The sequence below is a fragment of the Pseudomonas sp. St29 genome, assembly GCF_001547915.1.
Taxonomy (GTDB): domain Bacteria; phylum Pseudomonadota; class Gammaproteobacteria; order Pseudomonadales; family Pseudomonadaceae; genus Aquipseudomonas.
This window is the reverse complement of the sequence record NZ_AP014628.1, coordinates 5,151,633-5,172,339: the sequence shown is the minus strand read 5'-3', so window position 1 is coordinate 5,172,339 and position 20,707 is coordinate 5,151,633. Positions and strand designations below refer to the sequence as shown.

The 20,707-nt window shown below is 62.1% G+C and carries 22 protein-coding genes and 1 pseudogene; 12 read left to right on the top strand and 11 right to left on the bottom strand.

What is annotated here, in order from left to right:
• Positions 1–48: 48 nt before the first annotated feature.
• Complete coding sequence (locus PST29_RS22855; protein WP_011062855.1) at positions 49–519, bottom strand: MaoC family dehydratase; 471 nt, start codon at positions 517–519, stop codon at positions 49–51.
• A gap of 50 nt (positions 520–569) precedes the next feature.
• Positions 570–1,514: an alpha/beta hydrolase gene (locus PST29_RS22850; RefSeq protein WP_060844415.1), complete on the bottom strand. Its 945-nt coding sequence runs from the start codon at positions 1,512–1,514 to the stop codon at positions 570–572.
• A 213-nt stretch (positions 1,515–1,727) separates the two neighbouring features.
• Between PST29_RS22850 and fadD2 the strand changes: the two genes are divergently transcribed.
• A complete protein-coding gene (fadD2, locus tag PST29_RS22845; protein ID WP_060840666.1) occupies positions 1,728–3,416 on the top strand; it encodes a long-chain-fatty-acid--CoA ligase FadD2 in 1,689 nt (562 codons plus the stop codon).
• A 340-nt stretch (positions 3,417–3,756) separates the two neighbouring features.
• Positions 3,757–5,448, top strand: coding sequence for a long-chain-fatty-acid--CoA ligase FadD1 (fadD1, locus tag PST29_RS22840; RefSeq protein ID WP_060844414.1), 1,692 nt, complete (start codon positions 3,757–3,759; stop codon positions 5,446–5,448).
• A gap of 66 nt (positions 5,449–5,514) precedes the next feature.
• On the opposite strand, the gene PST29_RS22835 is transcribed toward fadD1, so the two are convergent.
• Positions 5,515–5,892 carry a hypothetical protein gene (locus PST29_RS22835; protein WP_060840664.1) on the bottom strand — a complete coding sequence of 126 codons (378 nt, stop codon included), beginning with the start codon at positions 5,890–5,892 and terminating at the stop codon, positions 5,515–5,517.
• 211 nt (positions 5,893–6,103) lie between these two features.
• Between PST29_RS22835 and PST29_RS22830 the strand changes: the two genes are divergently transcribed.
• From PST29_RS22830 to def, 3 genes are all read left to right on the top strand, one after another.
• Positions 6,104–6,295 carry a CsbD family protein gene (locus PST29_RS22830; protein WP_060840663.1) on the top strand — a complete coding sequence of 64 codons (192 nt, stop codon included), beginning with the start codon at positions 6,104–6,106 and terminating at the stop codon, positions 6,293–6,295.
• 189 nt (positions 6,296–6,484) lie between these two features.
• Complete coding sequence (locus PST29_RS22825) at positions 6,485–7,429, top strand: YihY/virulence factor BrkB family protein (RefSeq protein ID WP_060840662.1); 945 nt, start codon at positions 6,485–6,487, stop codon at positions 7,427–7,429.
• A 2-nt stretch (positions 7,430–7,431) separates the two neighbouring features.
• Complete coding sequence (def, locus tag PST29_RS22820; RefSeq protein ID WP_047305712.1) at positions 7,432–7,971, top strand: peptide deformylase; 540 nt, start codon at positions 7,432–7,434, stop codon at positions 7,969–7,971.
• 15 nt (positions 7,972–7,986) lie between these two features.
• Here def and PST29_RS22815 read toward each other — a convergent pair whose 3' ends face one another.
• Positions 7,987–8,412, bottom strand: a complete 426-nt coding sequence (locus tag PST29_RS22815) for a GNAT family N-acetyltransferase (RefSeq protein ID WP_060844413.1) — start codon at positions 8,410–8,412, stop codon at positions 7,987–7,989.
• Positions 8,413–8,736: 324 nt separating this feature from the next.
• Positions 8,737–9,339: a glutathione transferase GstA gene (gstA, locus tag PST29_RS22810; protein ID WP_060844412.1), complete on the bottom strand. Its 603-nt coding sequence runs from the start codon at positions 9,337–9,339 to the stop codon at positions 8,737–8,739.
• 98 nt (positions 9,340–9,437) lie between these two features.
• Between gstA and PST29_RS22805 the strand changes: the two genes are divergently transcribed.
• From PST29_RS22805 to PST29_RS32870, 3 genes and pseudogenes are all read left to right on the top strand, one after another.
• Positions 9,438–10,298 (top strand): LysR family transcriptional regulator, encoded by an 861-nt coding sequence (locus PST29_RS22805; protein WP_060844411.1) that lies wholly within the window; start codon positions 9,438–9,440, stop codon positions 10,296–10,298.
• A 519-nt stretch (positions 10,299–10,817) separates the two neighbouring features.
• Positions 10,818–11,585, top strand: a pseudogene (locus PST29_RS32875) (PAS domain-containing protein); the annotation flags it as partial.
• A 12-nt stretch (positions 11,586–11,597) separates the two neighbouring features.
• Positions 11,598–12,137, top strand: a complete 540-nt coding sequence (locus tag PST29_RS32870; RefSeq protein WP_442963174.1) for a methyl-accepting chemotaxis protein — start codon at positions 11,598–11,600, stop codon at positions 12,135–12,137.
• 60 nt (positions 12,138–12,197) lie between these two features.
• Here the strand turns inward: PST29_RS32870 and PST29_RS22795 are convergent, their stop codons facing one another.
• The 4 genes from PST29_RS22795 to PST29_RS22780 all read right to left on the bottom strand — a co-directional run bounded on the left by PST29_RS22795 (position 12,198) and on the right by PST29_RS22780 (position 14,822).
• A complete protein-coding gene (locus PST29_RS22795) occupies positions 12,198–12,704 on the bottom strand; it encodes a hypothetical protein (protein WP_060840657.1) in 507 nt (168 codons plus the stop codon).
• A gap of 173 nt (positions 12,705–12,877) precedes the next feature.
• The gene (locus PST29_RS22790; protein WP_060844409.1) at positions 12,878–13,621 is read right to left on the bottom strand and encodes an NAD-dependent epimerase/dehydratase family protein; all 744 of its coding nucleotides are present in this window, start codon (positions 13,619–13,621) and stop codon (positions 12,878–12,880) included.
• A 38-nt stretch (positions 13,622–13,659) separates the two neighbouring features.
• Positions 13,660–14,292, bottom strand: coding sequence for a glutathione S-transferase family protein (locus PST29_RS22785; RefSeq protein ID WP_060844408.1), 633 nt, complete (start codon positions 14,290–14,292; stop codon positions 13,660–13,662).
• 98 nt (positions 14,293–14,390) lie between these two features.
• The gene (locus PST29_RS22780) at positions 14,391–14,822 is read right to left on the bottom strand and encodes a PACE efflux transporter (protein WP_060844407.1); all 432 of its coding nucleotides are present in this window, start codon (positions 14,820–14,822) and stop codon (positions 14,391–14,393) included.
• Between the two features lie 122 nt (positions 14,823–14,944).
• Between PST29_RS22780 and PST29_RS22775 the strand changes: the two genes are divergently transcribed.
• The gene (locus PST29_RS22775) at positions 14,945–15,862 is read left to right on the top strand and encodes a LysR family transcriptional regulator (RefSeq protein WP_060844406.1); all 918 of its coding nucleotides are present in this window, start codon (positions 14,945–14,947) and stop codon (positions 15,860–15,862) included.
• On the opposite strand, the gene PST29_RS22770 is transcribed toward PST29_RS22775, so the two are convergent.
• Positions 15,859–16,788, bottom strand: a complete 930-nt coding sequence (locus PST29_RS22770; RefSeq protein ID WP_060844405.1) for a LysR family transcriptional regulator — start codon at positions 16,786–16,788, stop codon at positions 15,859–15,861. The two genes, PST29_RS22775 and PST29_RS22770, sit on opposite strands and share 4 nt — an antisense overlap.
• A gap of 66 nt (positions 16,789–16,854) precedes the next feature.
• Between PST29_RS22770 and PST29_RS22765 the strand changes: the two genes are divergently transcribed.
• Entirely contained in the window at positions 16,855–17,472 is a 618-nt protein-coding gene (locus PST29_RS22765) for a LysE family transporter (RefSeq protein WP_060844404.1), read from the top strand.
• 4 nt (positions 17,473–17,476) lie between these two features.
• On the opposite strand, the gene PST29_RS22760 is transcribed toward PST29_RS22765, so the two are convergent.
• Positions 17,477–18,508 carry a LacI family DNA-binding transcriptional regulator gene (locus PST29_RS22760; RefSeq protein ID WP_060844403.1) on the bottom strand — a complete coding sequence of 344 codons (1,032 nt, stop codon included), beginning with the start codon at positions 18,506–18,508 and terminating at the stop codon, positions 17,477–17,479.
• 215 nt (positions 18,509–18,723) lie between these two features.
• Here PST29_RS22760 and PST29_RS22755 point away from each other — a divergent pair, with 215 nt between their 5' ends.
• Entirely contained in the window at positions 18,724–19,257 is a 534-nt protein-coding gene (locus tag PST29_RS22755; RefSeq protein ID WP_060840650.1) for a gluconokinase, read from the top strand.
• An 84-nt stretch (positions 19,258–19,341) separates the two neighbouring features.
• Positions 19,342–20,694, top strand: coding sequence for a GntP family permease (locus PST29_RS22750; protein ID WP_047305702.1), 1,353 nt, complete (start codon positions 19,342–19,344; stop codon positions 20,692–20,694).
• Positions 20,695–20,707: the final 13 nt, after the last annotated feature.

Here is a 20,707-nt window from a genome sequence, read left to right as displayed (position 1 = left end):
GCTGGGCGTCGCCTGTGCCGGCAAGCCGGCTCCTGCCGTGAGCGAGGCTCAGCCGATGGTGATGGCCGGCAGGGTCGGCAAGGTCACGGTCTGTTGCTTGCGTGGGGCAAGGATCTCGGCCTCGCCGTCCACCACCAGCTCATCGCGCTGGTTGAACACGCGGGTGGCGATGCGCACGCGGAACTTGGGCAGTTTTTCGAGGATTTCCAGGCGCACGGTCAGGGTGTCGCCGATCTTCACCGGCTTCTGGAAGCTCATCTGCTGGCCGATGTAGATGGTGCCCGGGCCTGGCAGCTCGCAGGCCACGGCGGCGCTGATCAGCGCGCCACTGAACATGCCGTGGGCGATGCGCTCCTTGAACATGGTGGCGGCGGCGAACTCGGGGTCCAGGTGCACCGGGTTGTGGTCGCCGGACATGGCGGCGAACAGCTGGATGTCACGTTCTTCGACAGTCTTGCTGTACTGGGCGGTCTGACCGACTTCCAGGGCTTCGTAAGGGGTGTTGGTAACCTGGGTCATGTTGCTGAAATCCTCTGACAGATAAATGAACGTAGCGACTGCGCCAGCCCTTACTCCGCGCGGGGCGGGCGACGGTGTAGCAGGGCCTGATCGAGCCAGGCCAGGACGTCGTGGGTCACTTGGTCACGGTTGCTTTCGTTGAACAGCTCATGACGCGCTTGCGGGTAGATATTGAGTTGCAGGCACTGGCTGCCGGCCTCGCGCAGGGCGTTGGCCAGATCCTTGAGACGCTTGCCGGCGCTTACCGGATCACATTCACCGCCCATCACCAGCAACGGCAGGCCCGGATCGATCTGCGCCAGGTTGGAAATCTTGCTGATCTGCTGCAGGCCGCCCAGCAGGTCGATCCATAGCTGGTTGCTGCAGCGGTAGCCGCACAAGGGGTCATTCACGTACTTGTCGACTTCCACCGGGTCGCGGCTGAGCCAGTCGAAGGTGGTGCGATTGGGCTTGAAGGCCTTGTTGAACGAGCCGAAGGACAGCCACTCGATCAGGGCACTGCGTCCTTTTGCGCCCTGGCGCCAGCGTTCGAAACGGGCGATCAGGCTGGCGATGCGGTACAGGGCCACGGGCTGGAAGTTCGAGCCGCTGAGGATCGCCCCATGCAGGCTGGCGCTGTGGTGCAGCAGGTACGCCTGGGCGATGTAGCTGCCCATGCTGTGGCCCAGCAGCACGATGGGGGTGCCAGGGTGCTGCTGGCCGATGTGCTGGTTGAGGCTGGCCAGGTCGCCGACCACCTTGTTCCAGCCGCCGTGATCCGCGTAGTGGCCGAGCACGCCGTGCTGCGCGGTGTTGCCGTGGCCGCGCTGATCCGGGGCATAGAGGCCATAACCTTGGGCGCACAGGGCCGCCGCCAGCCGGGCATAGCGTCCACTGTGCTCGGCCATGCCGTGGGACAGCAGGATCACCGCCTTGAGCGGAGGTTCGGGCAGCCACTGGTTGACGAAGAGGCGTTGGTGGTCGCTTGTGGTCAACCAGAAGGTGTCGTGGGTCATGGCGATTCCTTTGCTCGGAGACGCTGCACTTTATAGCGCATCAAGGTGTGTCCGTCCGATTCGTCGGCCTGTTGGACGCAAGATTCACACAGTTAATGACACACTTGCGCATATTTGCCTGAATCGCCATAGCTGCTAACGTCCGAGGAGCCCCGCCGCTGATAGCGTTACAGTGGCGGCCCGGACCGTTCAGGCAAAAAGAGGACAAGAATAATGCAACCTGATTTCTGGAATGATAAGCGCCCCGCCGGCGTGCCCAACGAGATCGATCTGGGGGCCTACAAGTCGGTGATCGAGGTGTTTGAGCGTTCCTGCAAGAAGTTTGCTGACCGCCCGGCGTTCAGCAACATGGGGGTGACCCTCACCTACGCCGAGCTGGAACGCTACAGCGCGGCCTTCGCCGGTTATCTGCAAAGCCATACCGACCTGGTTCCGGGGGATCGTATCGCGGTGCAGATGCCCAATGTCCTGCAGTACCCGATCGCGGTGTTCGGCGCGCTGCGGGCCGGGCTGGTGGTGGTCAACACCAACCCGCTGTACACCGCGCGGGAGATGCGTCATCAATTCAAGGATTCCGGGGCCCGGGCCCTGGTCTACCTGAACGTGTTCGGGCAGAAGGTTCAGGAAGTGCTGGGCGACACCGACATCCAGTTCCTGATCGAAGCCAGGATGGGCGACATGCTGTCCAGTGCCAAGGGCTGGCTGGTCAACACCGTGGTGGACAAGGTCAAGAAGATGGTGCCTGCCTATCACCTGCCCCAGGCCATCGCCTTCAAGAGTGCCTTGCGCCTTGGGCGCGGCCTGGGGATCAAGCCGCTGCAGGCGGGGCTGGAGGATGTCGCCGTGCTGCAGTACACCGGTGGCACCACCGGCCTGGCCAAGGGGGCAATGCTGACCCACGGCAACCTGGTGGCCAACATGCAGCAGGCCCGGGCCTGCCTCGGCCAGCACGGGCCCGATGGCCATACCCAGTGGCGCGAAGGCCAGGAAGTGATGATCGCGCCGCTGCCGCTGTACCACATCTATGCCTTCACCGCGAACTGCATGTGCATGATGGTGACCGGCAACCACAACGTGCTGATCACCAACCCGCGAGACATCGGCGGCTTCATCAAGGAGTTGAAGAAGTGGCGGTTTTCCGCGCTGCTGGGGTTGAACACGCTGTTCGTGGCGCTGATGGATCACCCGGAATTCAAGAACCTGGATTTTTCCAGCCTCAAGCTGACCAACTCCGGTGGCACGGCCCTGGTCAAGGCCACGGCGGAACGCTGGCAGCAGCTGACCGGATGCCGGATCACCGAAGGCTATGGCCTCACCGAAACCTCGCCGGTGGCGTGCACCAACCCCTACGGCGACCGCTCGCGGTTGGGCACGGTCGGTCTGCCGGTGCCGGGCACCACCTTGAAGGTCATCGATGACCAGGGCAACGAGCAGCCGCTGGGCGAGCGTGGCGAGCTGTGCATCAAGGGGCCGCAGATCATGAAGGGCTACTGGAACAAGCCCGAAGCCACCGCGGAGGTGCTGGACGCCGAAGGCTGGTTCAAGTCCGGGGATATCGCGGTGATCGATCCGGACGGTTTCGTGCGCATTGTCGATCGCAAGAAGGACATGATCATCGTCTCGGGTTTCAACGTGTACCCCAACGAGATCGAAGATGTGGTCATGGCGCACCCCAAGGTCGCCAACTGCGCGGTGATCGGCGTGCCGGACGAGCGTTCCGGCGAGGCGGTGAAGCTGTTTGTGGTGCCCCGTGAAGCGGGGGTCAGCCTGGAAGAGCTCAAGGCCTACTGCAAGGAGAATTTCACCGCCTACAAGGTGCCCAAGCACATTGTCCTGCGTGAGTCGCTGCCGATGACGCCCGTGGGCAAGATCCTGCGCCGCGAGTTGCGTGACATCGCCTGATCCTTGAATTCCTCCCTCGGGGGCCAGCCGGTTGACGCAACGGGCTGGCCCCCGAGTCATTTAAGGGGTGCAAAGCCCCGGACTAGAGCGGAATTCAAAGTGATAGAATTTTTACTCTAAAAATGACCATTGAATGGTCTTGAGTCACAAATGTGACTATTCAGGCCTTCTTTGGCTCTAGGCGGCCTTTTTCAAAGCTGCTACTCTCGGCGCGCTTTGTGACTTCTCGGCCTGAGTAAACAGCCAGACTCACCAACAATAGACACCAATAAAAAACACAGACAAATAATAATCGCATCAACTGCGGTGATGAATTCGCGTTGCTGAGGAGTGGGCTTCCATGATCGAAGACTTTTGGAAGGATAAGTACCCAGCTGGAATTGCTGCCGATATCAATCCAGACGAGTATCCGAATATTCAGGCGGTATTGAAACAATCCTGCCAACGTTTCGCTGACAAACCGGCCTTTAGCAACCTTGGCAAGACAATCACCTACGGTGAGTTGTATGAATTGTCCGGGGCCTTCGCCGCGTACCTGCAGCAGCATACCGATTTGCGGCCCGGCGATCGAATCGCTCTGCAACTGCCCAACCTGCTGCAATACCCGGTCGCGGTATTCGGCGCGATCCGCGCCGGTCTGATCGTGGTCAACACCAACCCGCTGTACACCGCGCGGGAAATGGAACACCAATTCAATGACTCCGGGGCCAAGGCCCTGGTCTGCCTGGCCAACATGGCCCATCTGGCGGAAAGCGTGGTGCCCAAGACCGGGGTCAAGCATGTGATCGTCACGGAAGTGGCGGATCTGCTACCGCCACTCAAGCGCCTGCTGATCAACAGTGTGGTCAAGTACGTGAAGAAGATGGTGCCGGCCTACCACTTGCCTCAGGCGGTCAAATTCAATGACGCCTTGAGCAAGGGCCGCGGTCAGCCGGTGCAGGAAGCCAATCCCGCCAGCGGTGACGTGGCCGTGCTGCAGTACACCGGCGGTACCACCGGTGTGGCCAAGGGCGCGATGCTGACCCACCGCAACCTGGTGGCCAACATGCTGCAGTGCAAGGCGTTGATGGGCTCCAACCTCAATGAGGGCTGCGAGGTCCTCATCACGCCGCTGCCGCTGTACCACATCTACGCGTTCACCTTCCATTGCATGGCCATCATGCTCATGGGCAACCACAACATCCTGATCAGCAACCCGCGGGACTTGCCGGCGATGGTCAAGGAACTGTCGAAGTGGAAGTTCAGCGGTTTTGTCGGCCTCAACACCCTGTTCGTGGCCCTGTGCAACAACGAAGCCTTCCGCAAGCTGGATTTCTCTGCGCTGAAAGTCACCCTCTCCGGAGGCATGGCCCTGCAGCTGGCGGCCGCCGAACGTTGGAAGGAAGTGACCAACTGCCCGATCTGCGAAGGCTACGGCATGACCGAAACCAGCCCGGTGGCCACGGTCAACCCGATCCAGAACATCCAGATCGGCACCATCGGCATTCCGGTGCCTTCGACCCTGTGCCGGGTGGTCAACGACGCCGGCGAAGAGCTGGCGCTGGGTGAAGTCGGCGAGTTGTGCGTGAAGGGCCCGCAAGTGATGAAGGGCTACTGGCAGCGCCAGGACGCCACCGACGAAGTCCTCAGCAGCGAAGGCTGGCTGAAGACCGGTGACATTGCCCTGATCCAGCCGGACGGCTATATCCGCATCGTCGACCGCAAGAAGGACATGATCCTGGTTTCGGGCTTCAACGTTTACCCCAACGAACTGGAAGATGTGCTGGCCTCGCTGCCGGGCGTGCTGCAGTGCGCGGCGATCGGCATACCGGATGAAAAATCCGGCGAGACCATCAAGATCTTCATCGTCGCCAAGCCGGGAGTGACCCTGACCAAGGAACAGGTGATGGAGCACATGCGCGCCAATGTCACCGGCTACAAGGTGCCCAAGGCCGTGGAGTTCCGCGATGCCCTGCCGACCACCAACGTCGGCAAGATCCTGCGCCGCGAACTGCGTGACGAAGAGTTGAAGAAGCTCGGCGTGAAGAAGTAGGCCGCAACGTCCACAAAAAAGCCCCGCCAGTGCGGGGCTTTTTCATGGGCGCGCGCCAGCGGCGGCTTATTGCTGGAACTGGGCAAAGCTCACGCCGGTGCCGGCGGGGCGCACGTCCTTGAGGAAGGAGTCCTTGTCGGCGCTCAGCTCCAGGCTCAGGGCGGCCTTGCGCTTGCCTTGGTTGCGGATCACCAGGCCTTCGAGTTTTTCCCGCAGGAACACCGTCGGCACTTTCAGGTGCAGCAGTTGGTCGGTGTCCGGGGTGTGCAGCAGCAGGTGGACCCACTCGTACTGACCGATGGCCAGGCGGGTGACCAGGATATCGAACCACCAGATGTTGCGATTGCGGTTCAGCTCCGCGAAATGGCAGTTGTTGACGCCCAGCACCGCACCGCCCAGTTCCTGGTTTCTGCGGGCGATGGCCTGCTTTTTATCGAGTTTCATAACATTCCTACGGGGATTGGATCTTCAGTGCTTGGCCTGAACAGGCCGAGCATTCTCCCGGGTTGCCCGGCAAACATAAAGCGCAACCTGGCAACGGCGATGAAATGCCCGACGAAAAAAATTGAAACTCTGCGCAACGGCCACGAGTCAACCTTGGGTAACGACGTAAATCCTCTTTGTTTGATCAATGAATGTTCTACGGAGAAATACCATGGGCAGCACAGCAGATAAGGCAAAAGGTCTGGCCAACGAAGCCATCGGCAACGTCAAGCAAGGTGTCGGCAAGGCCACCGACAACACCAAACTGCAAGTTGAAGGCAAGGTGCAGGAGAAGAAGGGTGAAGCCCAGCAAGCCTTGGGCAAAGCCAAGGATGCGGTGAAGAAAACCATCGACAAGGCCTGAAACTCCCGGGATCGATGATGCACCGCAGCGGCCATCCAAGGATGGCCGTTTTTATGTTCAGGCTCAGAGGGGCGATCAGCCAATCCACGTGTTGTCATGGTTGCGGTTCGCCAACTGAGCTAATTTGTTGTAGAAAACGCCCCCTGAGTCGCTTTCGACTTCAACCTTTTTGCGGCGAAAGGAGACGCTATGATTTTTCCGGACCTCAAAGGTTTGCCCCTGCACCGAGTGCTGATTCGCACGGTGCATGAATTCATTGCGGACGAGATGTCCACCTACGCCTCGGCACTGGCCTACCAGATGCTGTTCTCGCTGTTCCCCTTCATCCTGTTTCTCATTGCCCTGATCGGTTTCTTGCACTTGCCGGACTTCTTCAGCTGGCTGCGCCTGCAATCGGAACTGGTGTTGCCGCCCCAGGCGCTGGAGCAGGTCAACCCGGTGATCGACCAATTGCAGCAGTCCAAGGGCGGGCTGCTTTCCGTGGGTATCGTCATCGCGCTGTGGACCGCCTCGGCCGGCGTGCGCCTGATGATGAGCGCGATGAACGCGGCCTACGACGTGGTCGAGGGGCGGCCGATCTGGAAGCGTTTTCCGCTGTCGATCTTCTACACCGTGGGTATCGCCGGCATGCTCCTGGCCGCTGCGGCGCTGATGGTGCTGGGGCCGCAGGTGATGACCTGGCTGGCCGGGCAGGTGGGCCTGGAAGAGTTCATCGTCACCCTGTGGACCATCCTGCGCTGGCCGGTGATCGTGCTGCTGATGATGGTGGCCGTGGCCCTGATGTATTACGTGATGCCGGATGTGAAGCAGAAATTCCGCTTTATCACCCCCGGTTCGGTGCTGGCGGTGGTGGTGTGGATCGTCGCGTCCCTGGGGTTCGCCTACTACGTGAAAACCTTTGCTAACTACAACGCCATGTATGGCAGTATCGGCGCGATCATCGTGCTGCTGCTGTACTTCTATATCTCTTCGGCCGTGCTGTTGCTCGGAGCGGAGATGAATGCGGTGATCGAACACATGTCGGCCGAAGGCAAGGACCCTGGCGAAAAGGACTTTGACGGGCTCGGCGATAAACAACACGTTTCTGGACTGGGCCGGGACCACTCGCTCCATCCCACTACTGACGAAGCCTGAACATGATCCGTGAAATCCTCAAAATGGGCGATGAACGCCTGCTGCGTATTGCCCCGCCGGTGCCGCCCGAGATGTTCGACAGTCCGCAGTTGTGGGAGCTGATCGACGATATGTTCCAGACCATGGAAAGTGTCGGAGGCGTGGGGCTGGCAGCGCCGCAGATCGGTGTCGACCTGCAGCTGGTGATCTTCGGCTTCGAGCACAGCGAACGTTATCCGGACGCCGAAGCTGTGCCCCAGACCATCCTCATCAATCCCCTGATCACTCCGCTGAGCCCGGTGCTCGAAGAGGGCTGGGAAGGCTGTCTCTCGGTTCCCGGACTGCGCGGAGCGGTGCAGCGCTACCAGCACATTCGCTATGAAGGCTTCGATCCCAAGGGCGAGCCGGTGGTGCGCGTGGCGTCGGGCTTTCACGCCCGGGTGGTGCAGCATGAATGCGATCATCTGATCGGTCGGCTGTACCCGTCGCGGATCAGTGACTTCAGCAAGTTCGGGTTCACTGAGGTGCTGTTTCCCGATCTCGATCCCAACGCCGACGATTGATCTTCCGGCCTCGGCTCACGGGGTCTGGTCGCAGGCCGGGGCGCCCATGGCCAGCAACGGCTTGCTGCGTTGGTAGCGGGCCAGGCGTTCGGCCAGGGGCGCTGGCAGGTGCGGCGCGCGGGTGAAACTCATGCGTTGATACAAAGTTTCCAGGTCCGGGTGGCAGAACAGCCAGAGCGGGCCTGGCACGGCCTGTCGGGCTTGCTGCACCAACTGCGCCGCCAGCCCCTGGCCACGGTGGGACGGTGCGACGAACAAACCCGTCAGCCAATGCCCCTGAGCCACCGGGGCCAGGCTCATCCCGGCAATGACCTCGCCCTCCCTGACCACCCACAGCTGACCCTCGGCCGAGGCACGCATGGACGAACGGTGCTGGCGATAGAACTTGTTCAGCAAGGGACGAGAGGCCTCGTCGAGCGGGCCGATCTGCAGGCTGGGCATGAGGTTTCCGGGGTTGCAACGGGACGCGGCGGATTATAAAGGAACCCTGGCTGCCCATAGGTGCTATACCTCAAGCCTATCCCGCCACAGTGGAGTCGCAGTCATGTCCAAAGGTATGAACGCCAAGAAAAACGCCAAGAAGAAACCGGCCAAGAGCGCGGACGAGAAACGCGCCGAGAAAAAGGCCAAGAAAACCGAAGTGAACATCTTCGGCCATTGATCGCTTTGACCAAGCCCGCACTGCGGGCTTGGTTTTGTCTGCTCTCGGGCGCGCCCGGCTGGTTGTTGCTGCCGATTGGTTGCGCCCGGTTCTCTCCAGCTCCTCTATGCCAGTTCCAGCGCCAGTGCCTCTCGCACGGTCGGGCGCTGCTCGATTCGTGCCTGGTACTTCAGCAAGGCTGGCCAGGCGCCCAGGTCGATGGCAAACACCGCTGTCCAGCGCAGCACGGTGAACAGATAGGCATCGGCAATGCTGAACTGTCCACCCTGCAGGTAGTCCTGGTGCTCCAGGATCTGCTCCAGCAGCGCCAAGCGCTTGAACAGCTTTTGCCGGAACAGGTCCTTGGCCTTGTCATCCAGCGCTGAGTTGAACAGCCAGCCCATGATCCCGTGAACCTCGCTGGTGATGAAGTTCAGGGTTTCCTGCAGCCGTACCCGTTGCCAGCTGCCCTGTGGGGCCGCCAGACCGGCCTCGGGCTTGAGGTCGGCGAGGTACTGCAGGATCGCCGGGCCCTCGGTCAGCACTTCGCCGTTGTCCAGTTGCAGGGCGGCAACGTAGCCCTTGGGGTTGATGGCGAGGAAGTCCTCACCTTCGGCCGTGCGCTTGCTGCGATTGTCGACACGGATCGCTTCGAACGGCAGTTGCAGTTCCCGCAGCACGATATGGCAGGCCAGGGAGCAGGCTTGAGGGGCGTAGTAGAGTTTCATCGGCGGCTCTCGAGTGAAGGGTCGAAGCAGTGTCGGCGAGGCTGCTGGCATGGGTAAAATTCATTTTTCAGAAAGCAGCCATAAGGACAGCTACTGCCATGATGAACCTGATGCACTGGCGCCTGCTGGTGGCGATCGCCGAGTGCGGCACCATCACCCGTGCCGCCGAGGAAGTGGGGATGACCCAGTCCGGGGCCAGCCAGGCTCTGGCGCAGATGGAGGACATGCTTGGTGTACAGGTGTTCATCCGCGAGCGTCGTCAGGCGCTGCCTACGGCTATCGGCCTGCAGGTGCTGGAGCAGGCGCGGGTGATGCTGGGGGCCCTGGCCCAGGTGCGGCGCCAGGTCGACGCGGCCCGCGGCATGCTCCACGGCAGCCTGCGCCTGGCGGGGTTTCCCATGGTCCTGGCGCAGGTTCTGCCGCCCTTGCTGCGGCGCTTCAGGCAGTTGCACCCGGGGATCGAGGTGGTGCAGCTGGAGGTCAGCGACGATGAGGTCGAAGCCCTGCTGGAGGCGCAACTGGTGGACCTGGGGGTGGTGCTGAACCCCGCGGCCGGGCGTCGTTCGTGGTTGCTGGGGCTGGACTCGTGGGTGGCGGTGTTGCCCCGGGAGCACCCCTGGCAGGCGGCGAGCATCGACCTTGCGACCTTGCTGGCACAGCCCTTTGTCCTGGCCACTGGCGGTTGTTCGGTGAACGCTCGCAGTCTGGCTGCCGACGCCGGCGTGCCGCTGGCGGACGTGCGGATCGAAGTGCGGGAGTGGAACAGCGCATTCAGCCTGGTGCGTGAAGGGCTGGGGGGGACCCTGGTACCGGAAAGCACCCTGCCGGAGCTGCGCCAGGGGTTGCGGGTGCTGCCGTTGAGTCGGCCCATCGAGCGTCGGTTTGCCCTGGTTGCGGCACCGGGTCGTGAGGCCAACGGTATGGTTCAGGCGTTCGTGCAGATACTTGAGGGCGGTTAGTCAGAACATTCTTTAATGCCTTGTTGGGCACTTGTTGAGAATGCTTCCAATGATGTTGAAAGTTGTGAAAGCCGACTGACTGGTGGCCTTGCATAGGGGGCGCGGCTGTCTATGCTCAGTTGTGAAAAAACTATGGATAGCGTTGTCCGGTACTGTCCCATCACCCCTCGATGTTTGCCCTTGCAGCGGGTGTTTGCACATTGTTTATCCAGGGAACGGCAGCGATAACATGAACAAAGACGAGAGTGCGCAACTAGAGGCACCAGCGGTTCGGGAGTAATTAATTAGATGGAGTTTCTTTTCTTTGTTGGGTCGGCCCGTTTATCGGGCATCAAGAAAAGGATGGCTTGATAAGAGCGTTGCAATATGAACTCTCCGATTGAACATCATTGATCACCTGACAATTCCTCTCTCATATGAAGGGGGGTGTTTGCCGTGTTTTATCGAACGTTGTAGTGGCTCAGTTGAAAGACTAGGAACTTCCGTCAATCAAAAGACAGCGTTGAAGGTGATACAACCATGTTTAACCTACATCACAAGGCTGACCTGCAAGAGATCGAGCGTTTTAATTGTGCGCTGGCCGAGGCCAACGCCAAGCTGGCGGCAATCAGCCGCTCCATGGCGATGATCGAGTTTTCGCCCGATGGCATCGTGCTCGATGCCAACGACAACTTCTGCCAGACCATGGGTTATTCCGCTGAAGAGATACGTGGCAAGCATCACCGGATCTTTTGCGAGGAAGAGTTCTACCGCAGCGAGGAATACGCCAAGCTCTGGCGCGACCTGGGGCGGGGAGAACCGGTCAGCGGCACCTTCCTGCGGCTGAACAAGCGGGGCGAGGAGATCTGGCTCGAAGCCAGCTACATGCCGGTGTTCGATGCCGATCATCGGGTCAAGAGTGTGATCAAGGTGGCGTCGGACATCTCCGAACGCATCCATATCGAACATGAAAACCAGAGCCTGCTGAATGCCATCGGCCGTTCCATGGCGATTATCGAGTTCAGTCCGGACGGCACTATCCTCAAGGCCAACGACAACTTCCTCAAGACCATGCAGTACCCCTTGAATGAAATCCTTGGCCAGCACCACAGCATGTTCTGTCACCGGGCTGAAGCCGAGTCATCGGAGTACAAGCAATTCTGGGCTTCGTTGAACCGTGGCGAGTATCACTCCCATCGTTTCGAACGGGAAAACAAGTACGGCCAGACGGTGTTCCTGGAAGCCTCGTACAACCCCCTGTTCGACACCAAGGGCCGCTTGTACAAGGTGGTCAAGTTTGCCAGCGATATCACCCAGCAGATGACCAGCCTGCAATCCGCCGCCGAATCCGCCCACAGCACCTCGGTACAGAACGACGCCTGTGCCCAGAAGGGCTCGCAGGTGGTGCAGCAGACGGTGCAGATCATCCAGCAGATCTCTCACGACCTGAACGCAGCGGCGCGCAGCATCGATGCGGTGAGCAAGCAGTCGGAGATCATCGGCAGCATCGTCCAGACCATCCGCGGAATCGCCGACCAGACCAACCTGCTGGCGCTCAATGCGGCCATCGAGGCGGCTAGGGCCGGCGAGCATGGGCGAGGCTTTGCGGTGGTGGCGGACGAGGTGCGCAGCCTGGCGGCGCGCACCAGTCAGGCCACGGTGGAAATCGTCGAAGTGGTGCGCAAGAACCACGACCTGTCGATGAGCGCGGTCACCAGCATGCAATCGAGCCTGAGCCGCACCGGCGTCGGGGTCGAACTGGCCAATGAGGCGGGGGAGGTGATCCTGGAGATCCAGCAAGGCTCGCGACATGTGGTGGATGCCATCAGCCAGTTCAACTCGACCCTGCAGTTGCAGTGATCAGGGGGCGGCGGGCACAAAAAAGGGTTCCCGTTGGGAACCCTTTTTCGTCGTGCGCGATTACAGCGAGGCGAGGAATTTCTCGTCGATCGGCTTGGCGCTGGTCTTGGTGTCAGCCTCTTCCTTGGCCAACTGCATCTTGTCCTTCAGGCGCTCGGCGATTTCCTGGTTGATTGCCAGCTGGCGCTCCGGCGGCAGGTCTTTCAGGTCCTCTTCGGTCAGGCCCATATCCTTGAGGATGCTGTCGCGCAGACGCTGTTCGGGCGTCTTGCTCATGTAGTCCTTGAACTCGCTCAAGGCGCTGGACTCGGTAGCGCTATTGGCCTGTGGCGTGCTGGAAGTCGGCGGCGTGGCCTGGAGCAGGACACGGGTCTTGGCGAACGCGGCATTAACGTTGTCGTCCACGGTATTGCCTTGCAGGCTGGACTGGGACGTCGGCACGGTGACGGAGTTCTGGGCCTGCTGCAGCATGCCGCTGTACAGCGCGCTGGCGGCTGCAGTGGTCGGGTCCATATCGGTGCGCGAGGTGGGCTGCACCGAAACGGATTTCTGGGCGTTGACCAACATGATCGGGAACCTGTGTGAGAGAACTAGGCGAGTACTTCAGCAAGATCCATGCCTAATAAAATCGGCCTTCAATATCAAGGGATTGGCGCGCTCGAGCACTGCCGGGCTGTCCGCGGGCGGACAAGTCTTGCCGCTTTCTGGCAAGCGCCGCCCGGATTTGCCGAGGGCCGCGCTCAGTAGGTGATGGGTATGCCGAAGTCCTCCTGGAAGGCGTCGTCCACCGGCTCATAGCCGAGGACCCGCGTGGTGTCGCTGAGGTCCAGGCGCTTGAAGCGATTGTTGGAGATACCGTGGCCGATGAAGTGCTGCACCCCGGGGGTTTCCACGGCCCGTTGCAGCAGCTGCAGGGCGTCTCGGGGGCTGAGCCAGGCGCTGAGGTCGCGGCTGCTGGTCAGCTCGTGATGCTCGGGGAACTCGAAGGCGCCGATGCGCAGGGCGATGCAGGACAGCCCGCGCCTGGCGGCATAGAAGGCACACAGTGCCTCGCCGTAGCACTTGCTGACCCCATACAGGTTGGCCGGCATCACCGGCATGTTGGTCGTGATCTGTCGATCCACCGGGTAGCCTTCGATGGTCTGGGCGCTGCTGGCGAACACCAGGCGCCGGCAGCCGGCGTTGACGGCGGCCTCGAACAGGTAGGTGGTGGCGAGGATATTGTTGGGCAACAGTTGCTCGAAACTGGCGCTGGCATGGGGGATGCCGGCCAGGTGGACGACGACGTCGATGCCCGGCAGGAGACGGCCAATGGTCTGCGGGTCGTCAAGATCCAGGCGCACGAAGCGGTGGGGCGCCGGGATCTCGAAGTCCGGTTCGACGCGGTCGGTCAGGGTGAAGCGGTAGCGCTCCTGCGAGCCCTGGAAGAATACCTTGCCGATCCGGCCACAGGCGCCGGTCAGCAATACGTTGAGTCCATCCATGTCCAATCTCCGGTGGCTAGGTAATGCTGTGGCCCAGGCTAGGGGGTGCCGTTGCGTCCGTGCAGGCGAAAGCCCGGACGCAGGCTGAGGCGCTCGTAGTAGGCGTCTATGGCGGGGAAGTCCGGGTGCTCCATGGGGGTCATCTTCCAACGGTTGACCGAGAGCCCGAGGACGATGTCCGCCAGGCTCGGGTGCTCCCCGAGGACATAGGCTGCGGAGCGCTGCAGCTGTTGTTCGAGTATCGCCATCTTGGCGTTCCAGGCCTGCAGGCTGGCGTCGATGCGCCGAGAGTCCTGGTAGTCCGCATGCCGGCGCACCAGGCCCATGAAGGCGTAGCTCCAGGCCGGGTTGAGTTCGCAGGCCTGCCAGTCCATCCACTGTTCCACCAGGGCCCGGGCCCGTGGGGCGATCGGCAACAGGCCGCTGCCGGGGTGCAGGTTGGCCAGGTAGCGGCAGATGCTGTTGGACTCCCACAGGGCGCCGGCGTTATCGATCAGCACCGGAACCTGGGCATTGGGGTTGAGGGCGAGGAACTCGGGAGTGTGGGTCGATTGGAAGCCGCTGCCCCAATCTTCCTGTTGGTAGGAAAGGCCGAGCTCCTCGCAGGTCCACAAGACTTTTCTGACGTTGATGGACGAGGCTTTGCCGAGAATTCTGTAGGGGGTTCCCATGACGCTTCCTTGTTCGTGGCTCAGGCGGGCCATGGGAATCTATCAGTGTGCCCGGTCCTCGGCGATGGCCAATGTGCCTCCGGATGTTTGTCCGCGCTTCAGGCCGGGTCGGGCAAGGCCGAGGCCGGCAGGCCGAAGACCCGGTCGAACAGCCAGTTGAAGACGAAGGTGTAGCAAGGGATGAACAGGATCAGCGCCAGGTCCAGGAGAAAGGCCTGTACCAGGCTGATGCCCATCCACCAGGCAATCAGCGGGATCAGGAACACGATCAGGGTCAGTTGAAAGCCCACGGCGTGGGCGATGCGTCGCTTGACGGTGCGGGTGCGTGACAGCTGGCGGCTTTCCCAGCGTTCGAACAGGCTGGTGTAGATGAAGTTCCAGGTCACCGCGATGCTGGTGATCACCACCGCCAGCGGGCCGGTGCTGCTGGGCGAGGTGCCGGACAGCAGGGCCAGGCCGAGGGCCGAGAAGGTCATGCCGAACACCTCGAACAGGGATACGTAGAGCAGTTTGCGTTTCACGCCTTGCATGGGAATTCCTCGGTATTGAATGCAGGTGGCCAGGGCTGGGCTGGCACGGGGCGCGAAAGATAGCTTCAATGTGCATGACAGAAAAAGTCGGAAGCTTTCAGTTTTACTGATAGGTTGAGCCCATGAATTTTTCCAGCGACAGCATCCAGTTGTTTCTTGCCGTGCTTGAGCGCGGTTCCTTTTCTGCGGCGGCCCGCGCCCTGGGCAAGGTGCCCTCGGCGGTGAGCATGGGCATTGCCAACCTTGAGGCCGAACTGGGGTACGCCCTGTTCGATCGCCGTCATCGCGAGCCGGTGCCGACGCCCCTGGCCCTGTCGCTCGCGCCCCATGCCCGGCTGATTGCCGATCAGCTCAAGCAGTTGCAGGTGCATGCCATCGAGCTGTCCCTGGGGCTGGAGAGCACACTGTCGATCGCGGTGGTGGATGACATCGACAAGCAGCGGTTGCTGGCGGCCATCAAGCTGCTGGCCGAGCGCTATCCGTTGCTGGATGTGGAAGTGCTCAGCGCTCCTCAGGATGACGTGCTGCAACTGCTGCACAGCGGACGGGTCAGTGTCGGCGTGGCCTTCGCCGGCCTGAGCGTGAACGCCCTGGAATACTTCCAGTACGCCGGCAGCGAACGGATCATCGCCTGTATTTCACCCCGGCATCCGCTGTTTTTGGCCAGTGATGGGGCGCTGTATCTGGAGGAGTTGATCCGGGTTCGCCAGGTGGTGGTGGCCAGCCGCGACCTGCCCATCAGCGATACCCGGCCCCTGGTGGGCGAGTCGCTGTGGCGCACCGACAGCCTGGCCATGGCCCTGCACATGGTGGAGGCCGGGATCGGCTGGGGCAATTTCCCGCTGTCGGTGATCCAGCCGCTGCTGGCGGCAGGTCGCTTGCAGCGCCTGAAGTTCAAGAACCTCGACAACGGCCTGTCGCTGCCGGTGCATGCGGTGTGGCTCAAGAGCCGGCCGCTGCAGAAGGGCGCCCTGGCCCTGGTGCAACTGCTCAGTGGCGAAGATCCGGCGCTGGGGCCGCTGCCCGGCCCCGGGTTCTAGGCCAGGGCCTGCTGGCGCAACCAGCGCAGCAGCAGACCGGCCGCCGAGTCGTCGCTGATCGCTTGGGCCGAGAGCAGGTAGTAGGCACTGCCGTCGGCGACGAAGCCGAATGGGGCGCACAGCAGTCCGTCGCGCAGATCGTCGCGCACCAGTTGCCAGGGGGCGATGGCCAGCCCCAAGCCCGCCACCGCGGCTTGCAGGCTGAAATAGAAATGCTCGAAGACCTGCTCCGAAGACGCCTGAGGCCGCGGCATCGGGTGCAACTGCAGCCAGTGTTCCCAGGCTTGCGGCCGGGTTGCGCTGTGCAGGCGCGGGGCGTGGTCCGCGAGAACTGCCTGCTCGTTGGACTGCGGCGCCCAGTCAGGCTGTTTGTCCGGACGGCACACGGGGCCAATGGCTTCGTCGAACAGCCAGTGGGCCTGGGTCTGCTCGCTCCAGGCGAAATCATTGCGGCGGATCGCCAGGTCGATGCCGGCGTTGAACGAGAAGGGCCCGCCGCCAGCCAGCAACTGGATGGCTATGTCGGGGTGGGCGGCCTGGAACGCCGGCAGGCGCGGAATCAGCCAGCGCATCAGCAGGGTCGGTTCACAGGACAGCACCAGCGGTGCCCCGGGGGGCGGAGCCCGCAAGCGGCGGCTGGTGTTCTCGATCAGGTCCAGGGCCTGGGTCACGCTGTGCAGCAGTTCGGCCCCGGCCGAAGTGAGAAACACCCGGTGACTGCGTCGCTCGAACAGGGCAGTGCCCAGGTCGTCTTCCAGGCTGCGCACGGCGCGGCTGATGGCGCCGTGGGTCAGGTGCAGGGCTGCGCCGGCCAGGGTGAAGCTCTCCAGGCGAGCGGCCGCTTCGAAGCAGCGCAGGGCGCCTAGGGGCGGCAGGCGTCGGCGCGAGGTCTGTGAGTTTTTATCACCAAGAGTGTCAGTTTTCATCGTTGGCCTTACCCCGGAAGATCCCCATACAGTAGCGCCGGATTGTATAACCAAGGCGTTGGCAACGTGACAGAACTGTTAGTCGTAATCACCATTACCATTCTCGCGGTACTCAGCCCCGGGGCCGATTTTGCCCTGGTCACCCGTAACAGCCTGATGCTCTCGCGCCGTCACGGCGTGCTGACTGCAGTGGGGATCGGGCTCGGGGTCATGCTGCACATCGGCTACAGCCTGCTGGGGGTGGGGCTGCTGTTGCAGCAGTCGCCGCTGTGGTTCACCGGGCTGAAGCTGGCCGGGGCGCTGTATCTGATCTACCTGGGCATCCGCTTATTGCGCAGTCCCGCCCAGGGACCGCAGGACGTGGCGGGGTGTGGCCAGGTGTCGTCGTGGGCGGCCTTGCGCAGCGGTTTCCTGACCAATGCGCTGAATCCGAAGACGATGATCTTCGTCCTCAGCCTGTTCATGCAGGTGATCCAGCCGGGCACGGGGGTGGTGGTGCAGATCGGCTACGGGGCGATCATCGTCCTGGCCCACCTTCTGTGGTTCGTGGCCGTGGCGCTGTTTTTTTCGGCACCGGCCATTGCCGACCGGCTATTGGGCTACAAGCGCCGTATCGATCAGCTGTTCGGGGTGCTGTTGATCGGGTTCGGGCTGTTGCTCAGTGTGCTTGGCGTGCAGCCCTGATGCCTCAGGTGCTTTCCCGGATCCGCAGTTCGAACCCCATGTCCACCACGGGCTCGGTCACGCTGTTACCGGCCAGCAGGGTCAGCATCTGCTCGGCGGCGCGGCGGCCGATGGCTTCCCTGGGGGTGCTGATGCTGCTCAGGCGCGGCACCATGTGCTCCGAGGACGGCAGGTCGTTGAACCCCAGCACCGCCACTTGCTCCGGGATCTTGATCCCGCAGCGCATGGCTTCGAGCAAGGCGCCCTGGGCCAGGTCGTCGTTGCCGAAGAAGATGGCGTCCACTTGCGGCTGGCTTTGCATCAGTTGCAGGAACAGCTCGCCGCCCAGGCCGACGGAAGACGGGCGCGGGGTCAGCAGTTCCAGGTCGGGGTTGTACAGCCCGGCTTCCTGCAGGGCGCGGCGGAAGCCTTCGCCCCGCAGCAGGGTGCGCTGATCCAACTGCGCGCCGACGTAGGCCAGGTGCTTGCGGCCGCGGGAAATCAGGTGCCGGGCGGCAGTCTCGCCAGCGTTCAACTGGGAGAAACCCACGCAGTTGAGCCCGGCGCCGGAGTCCAGATCCATCATGTAGACGCAGGGAATGTTGTTGGCCTCGATCATCCGCCGGGAGCTTTCGGTACGGTCGAAACCGGTCAGCAGCAGCCCGCGCGGCTGGTAGGTCATGTAGTTGCGCAGCAGGTTTTCTTCTTCGTCCCGGGAATAGTGGTAGTTGCCGATCAGCACTTCGAAGCCCTTGGGCCGCAGGACCTGATGAATGGCTTCCAGGGTTTCGATGAACAGCAGGTTGGACAGCGACGGCACCAGCACCACCACCGACTGGCTCTGGGCCGAGGCCAGGGCGCGGGCGGCGGAGTTGACCACGTAGTTCAGCTCCTGCGCGGCCTTCTGCACTTTTTCCACCAGCTCGGTGGCCACGCTGCTGACGCCGCGCAGCGCCCGGGAGGCGGTGATCGGACTGACACCGGCCAGTCGCGCCACTTCGTTGAGGGTAGGGCGCCCCGTGGTACGGGAGCTTTTATCGTTTTTATGAGGGGTCATCAGACGGCTTGCCAAACAAAATTCAAGTCACTAAGGTAGCGCTGTCCTGAAACAGCTGCAATGCGTGAGCGAGGTGTGCCTGACCCTCGCTCTTTGGTTTGGCGGACTATATACGCGGCAACCCACAAAAATGACAAGAAGGCGTCGGCAGACACTGTTTTTGTACTAGAACTAGAACTAGCGAAGGTAGCGCTGTCTGCGCGCTGAGGTGTTACATGAGTCAACCAATTACCGCCCTGGTCATCATGGGTGTTGCCGGCTGTGGCAAATCCAGCGTCAGCCAGGCCCTGTGCCAGCGCAGCGGCGCCACGGCCATTGAAGGCGATACGTTCCACCCTGCCGCCAATATCGCCAAGATGAGTGCCGGCATTCCCCTCGACGACGACGACCGTGCCGGCTGGCTCGACAGCCTGTGCGAGGAGTTGCGCCGCACCCTGGCCGCCGGCCAGCGCCCGGTGCTGACCTGTTCGGCGTTGAAGCGCAAATACCGTGAACGCCTGCGCGCCGCCACCCCCGGCCTGGGTTTCATCTTTCTCGAACTGACGCCGGCAGTGGCCGCCGATCGCGTGGCACACCGGCCAGGGCATTTCATGCCTTCGACCCTGATCGACAGTCAGTTCGCCACCCTCGAATCCCCCGTGGGGGAGCCGCTCACCCTGGCCCTGGATGCCAGCACCCTGAGCGTCCAGCGCCTGGCCGAACTGGCCAATCAATGGTGGCTGGAGCATGGCCTTGAACCTTCGCGCTAAGCGTCGGTTCGAAATAGGTAGCGCTATCCCACTCGGCCCTTGTTTTTAACGCTTTAATAAAAACAACAAACCGGAGGCAATTCCATGTTTGGCATGTCCCAAGAGACCTATCTGCTGGTTGATGCAGTGGTCACCATCATCGGCCTGATCGTCTTGATCACCCGATTCAAGCTGCATCCCTTTATTGCCCTGACCATCGCCGCGGGCTTCCTCGGCCTGACCTCGGGCATGCCAGTGGACAAGATCATCAAGGCGTTCCAGGACGGCTTTGGTGGCGTGCTCGGTTTTGTCGGCATCATCCTGGCGCTGGGCACCATGCTCGGCAAGATGATGGCCGAGTCCGGCGGCGCCGATCAGATCGCCCAGACCCTGATCCGCTCGTTCGGCAAGGAGCGGGTGCAGTGGGCGATGATGTTCGCCGCCTTCCTGGTGGGCATCCCGCTGTTCTTCGAGATCGGCTTCGTGCTGCTGATTCCGCTGGTGTTCATCGTCGCCCGGCGCACCGGGGTGTCGCTGATCAAGATCGGCATTCCGCTCCTGGCCGGCCTGTCGGCGGTGCACGGCCTGGTGCCGCCGCATCCGGGGCCGCTGCTGGCCATCGGCGTGTTCGGCGCCGACATTGGTAAGACCATTCTCTACGGCCTGATCGTTGCCCTGCCGACCGCCATCATTGCCGGTCCGATCTACGGCACCTTCATTGCCAAGTACATCCCGGGCCACCCGTCCCAGGAGCTGGTGGACCAGCTGGCCCGTGAAAACACCTCGCAGAACCTGCCCAGCTTCAGCGTGACCTTGCTGACCGTGCTGCTGCCGGTGTTCCTGATGCTGCTCAAGACCTTCGCCGACGTGGCGCTGCCGGACGGGCATTTCTTCCGCATCTGGATGGACATGATCGGCCACCCGATCAGTGCCTTGCTCCTGGCCCTGCTGCTGTCGCTCTACACCTTCGGCTACAAGCAGGGCATCGGTTCCAAGCAGATCCTCGGCCTGCTCGACGCCAGCCTGGCGCCTACCGCGGCGATCATCCTGATCATCGGCGCCGGCGGCGGTTTCAAGCAGATGCTGGTGACCAGCGGCGTGGGTGACGTGATCGGCCACATGGCGGTCAACGCGCAGATCTCGCCGATCCTCCTGGCCTGGCTGGTGGCGGCGGTGATTCGCATCGCCACCGGCTCGGCCACCGTGGCGACCATTACCGGTGCGGGCATCGTGGTGCCGGTGGTGGGGATGATCCCCGGGGTCAACCGCGAGCTGCTGGTGCTGGCCACCGGTGCCGGCTCCTTGATCCTGTCCCACGTCAACGACGCCGGTTTCTGGCTGGTCAAGCAGTACTTCAACATGACCGTGGCCGAAACCTTCAAGACCTGGACGGCGATGGAAACCATCCTCTCGGTGGTGGGCCTGATCTTTATCCTGCTGTTGTCGTTGGTGGTTTAAACGGCGGGGTTGA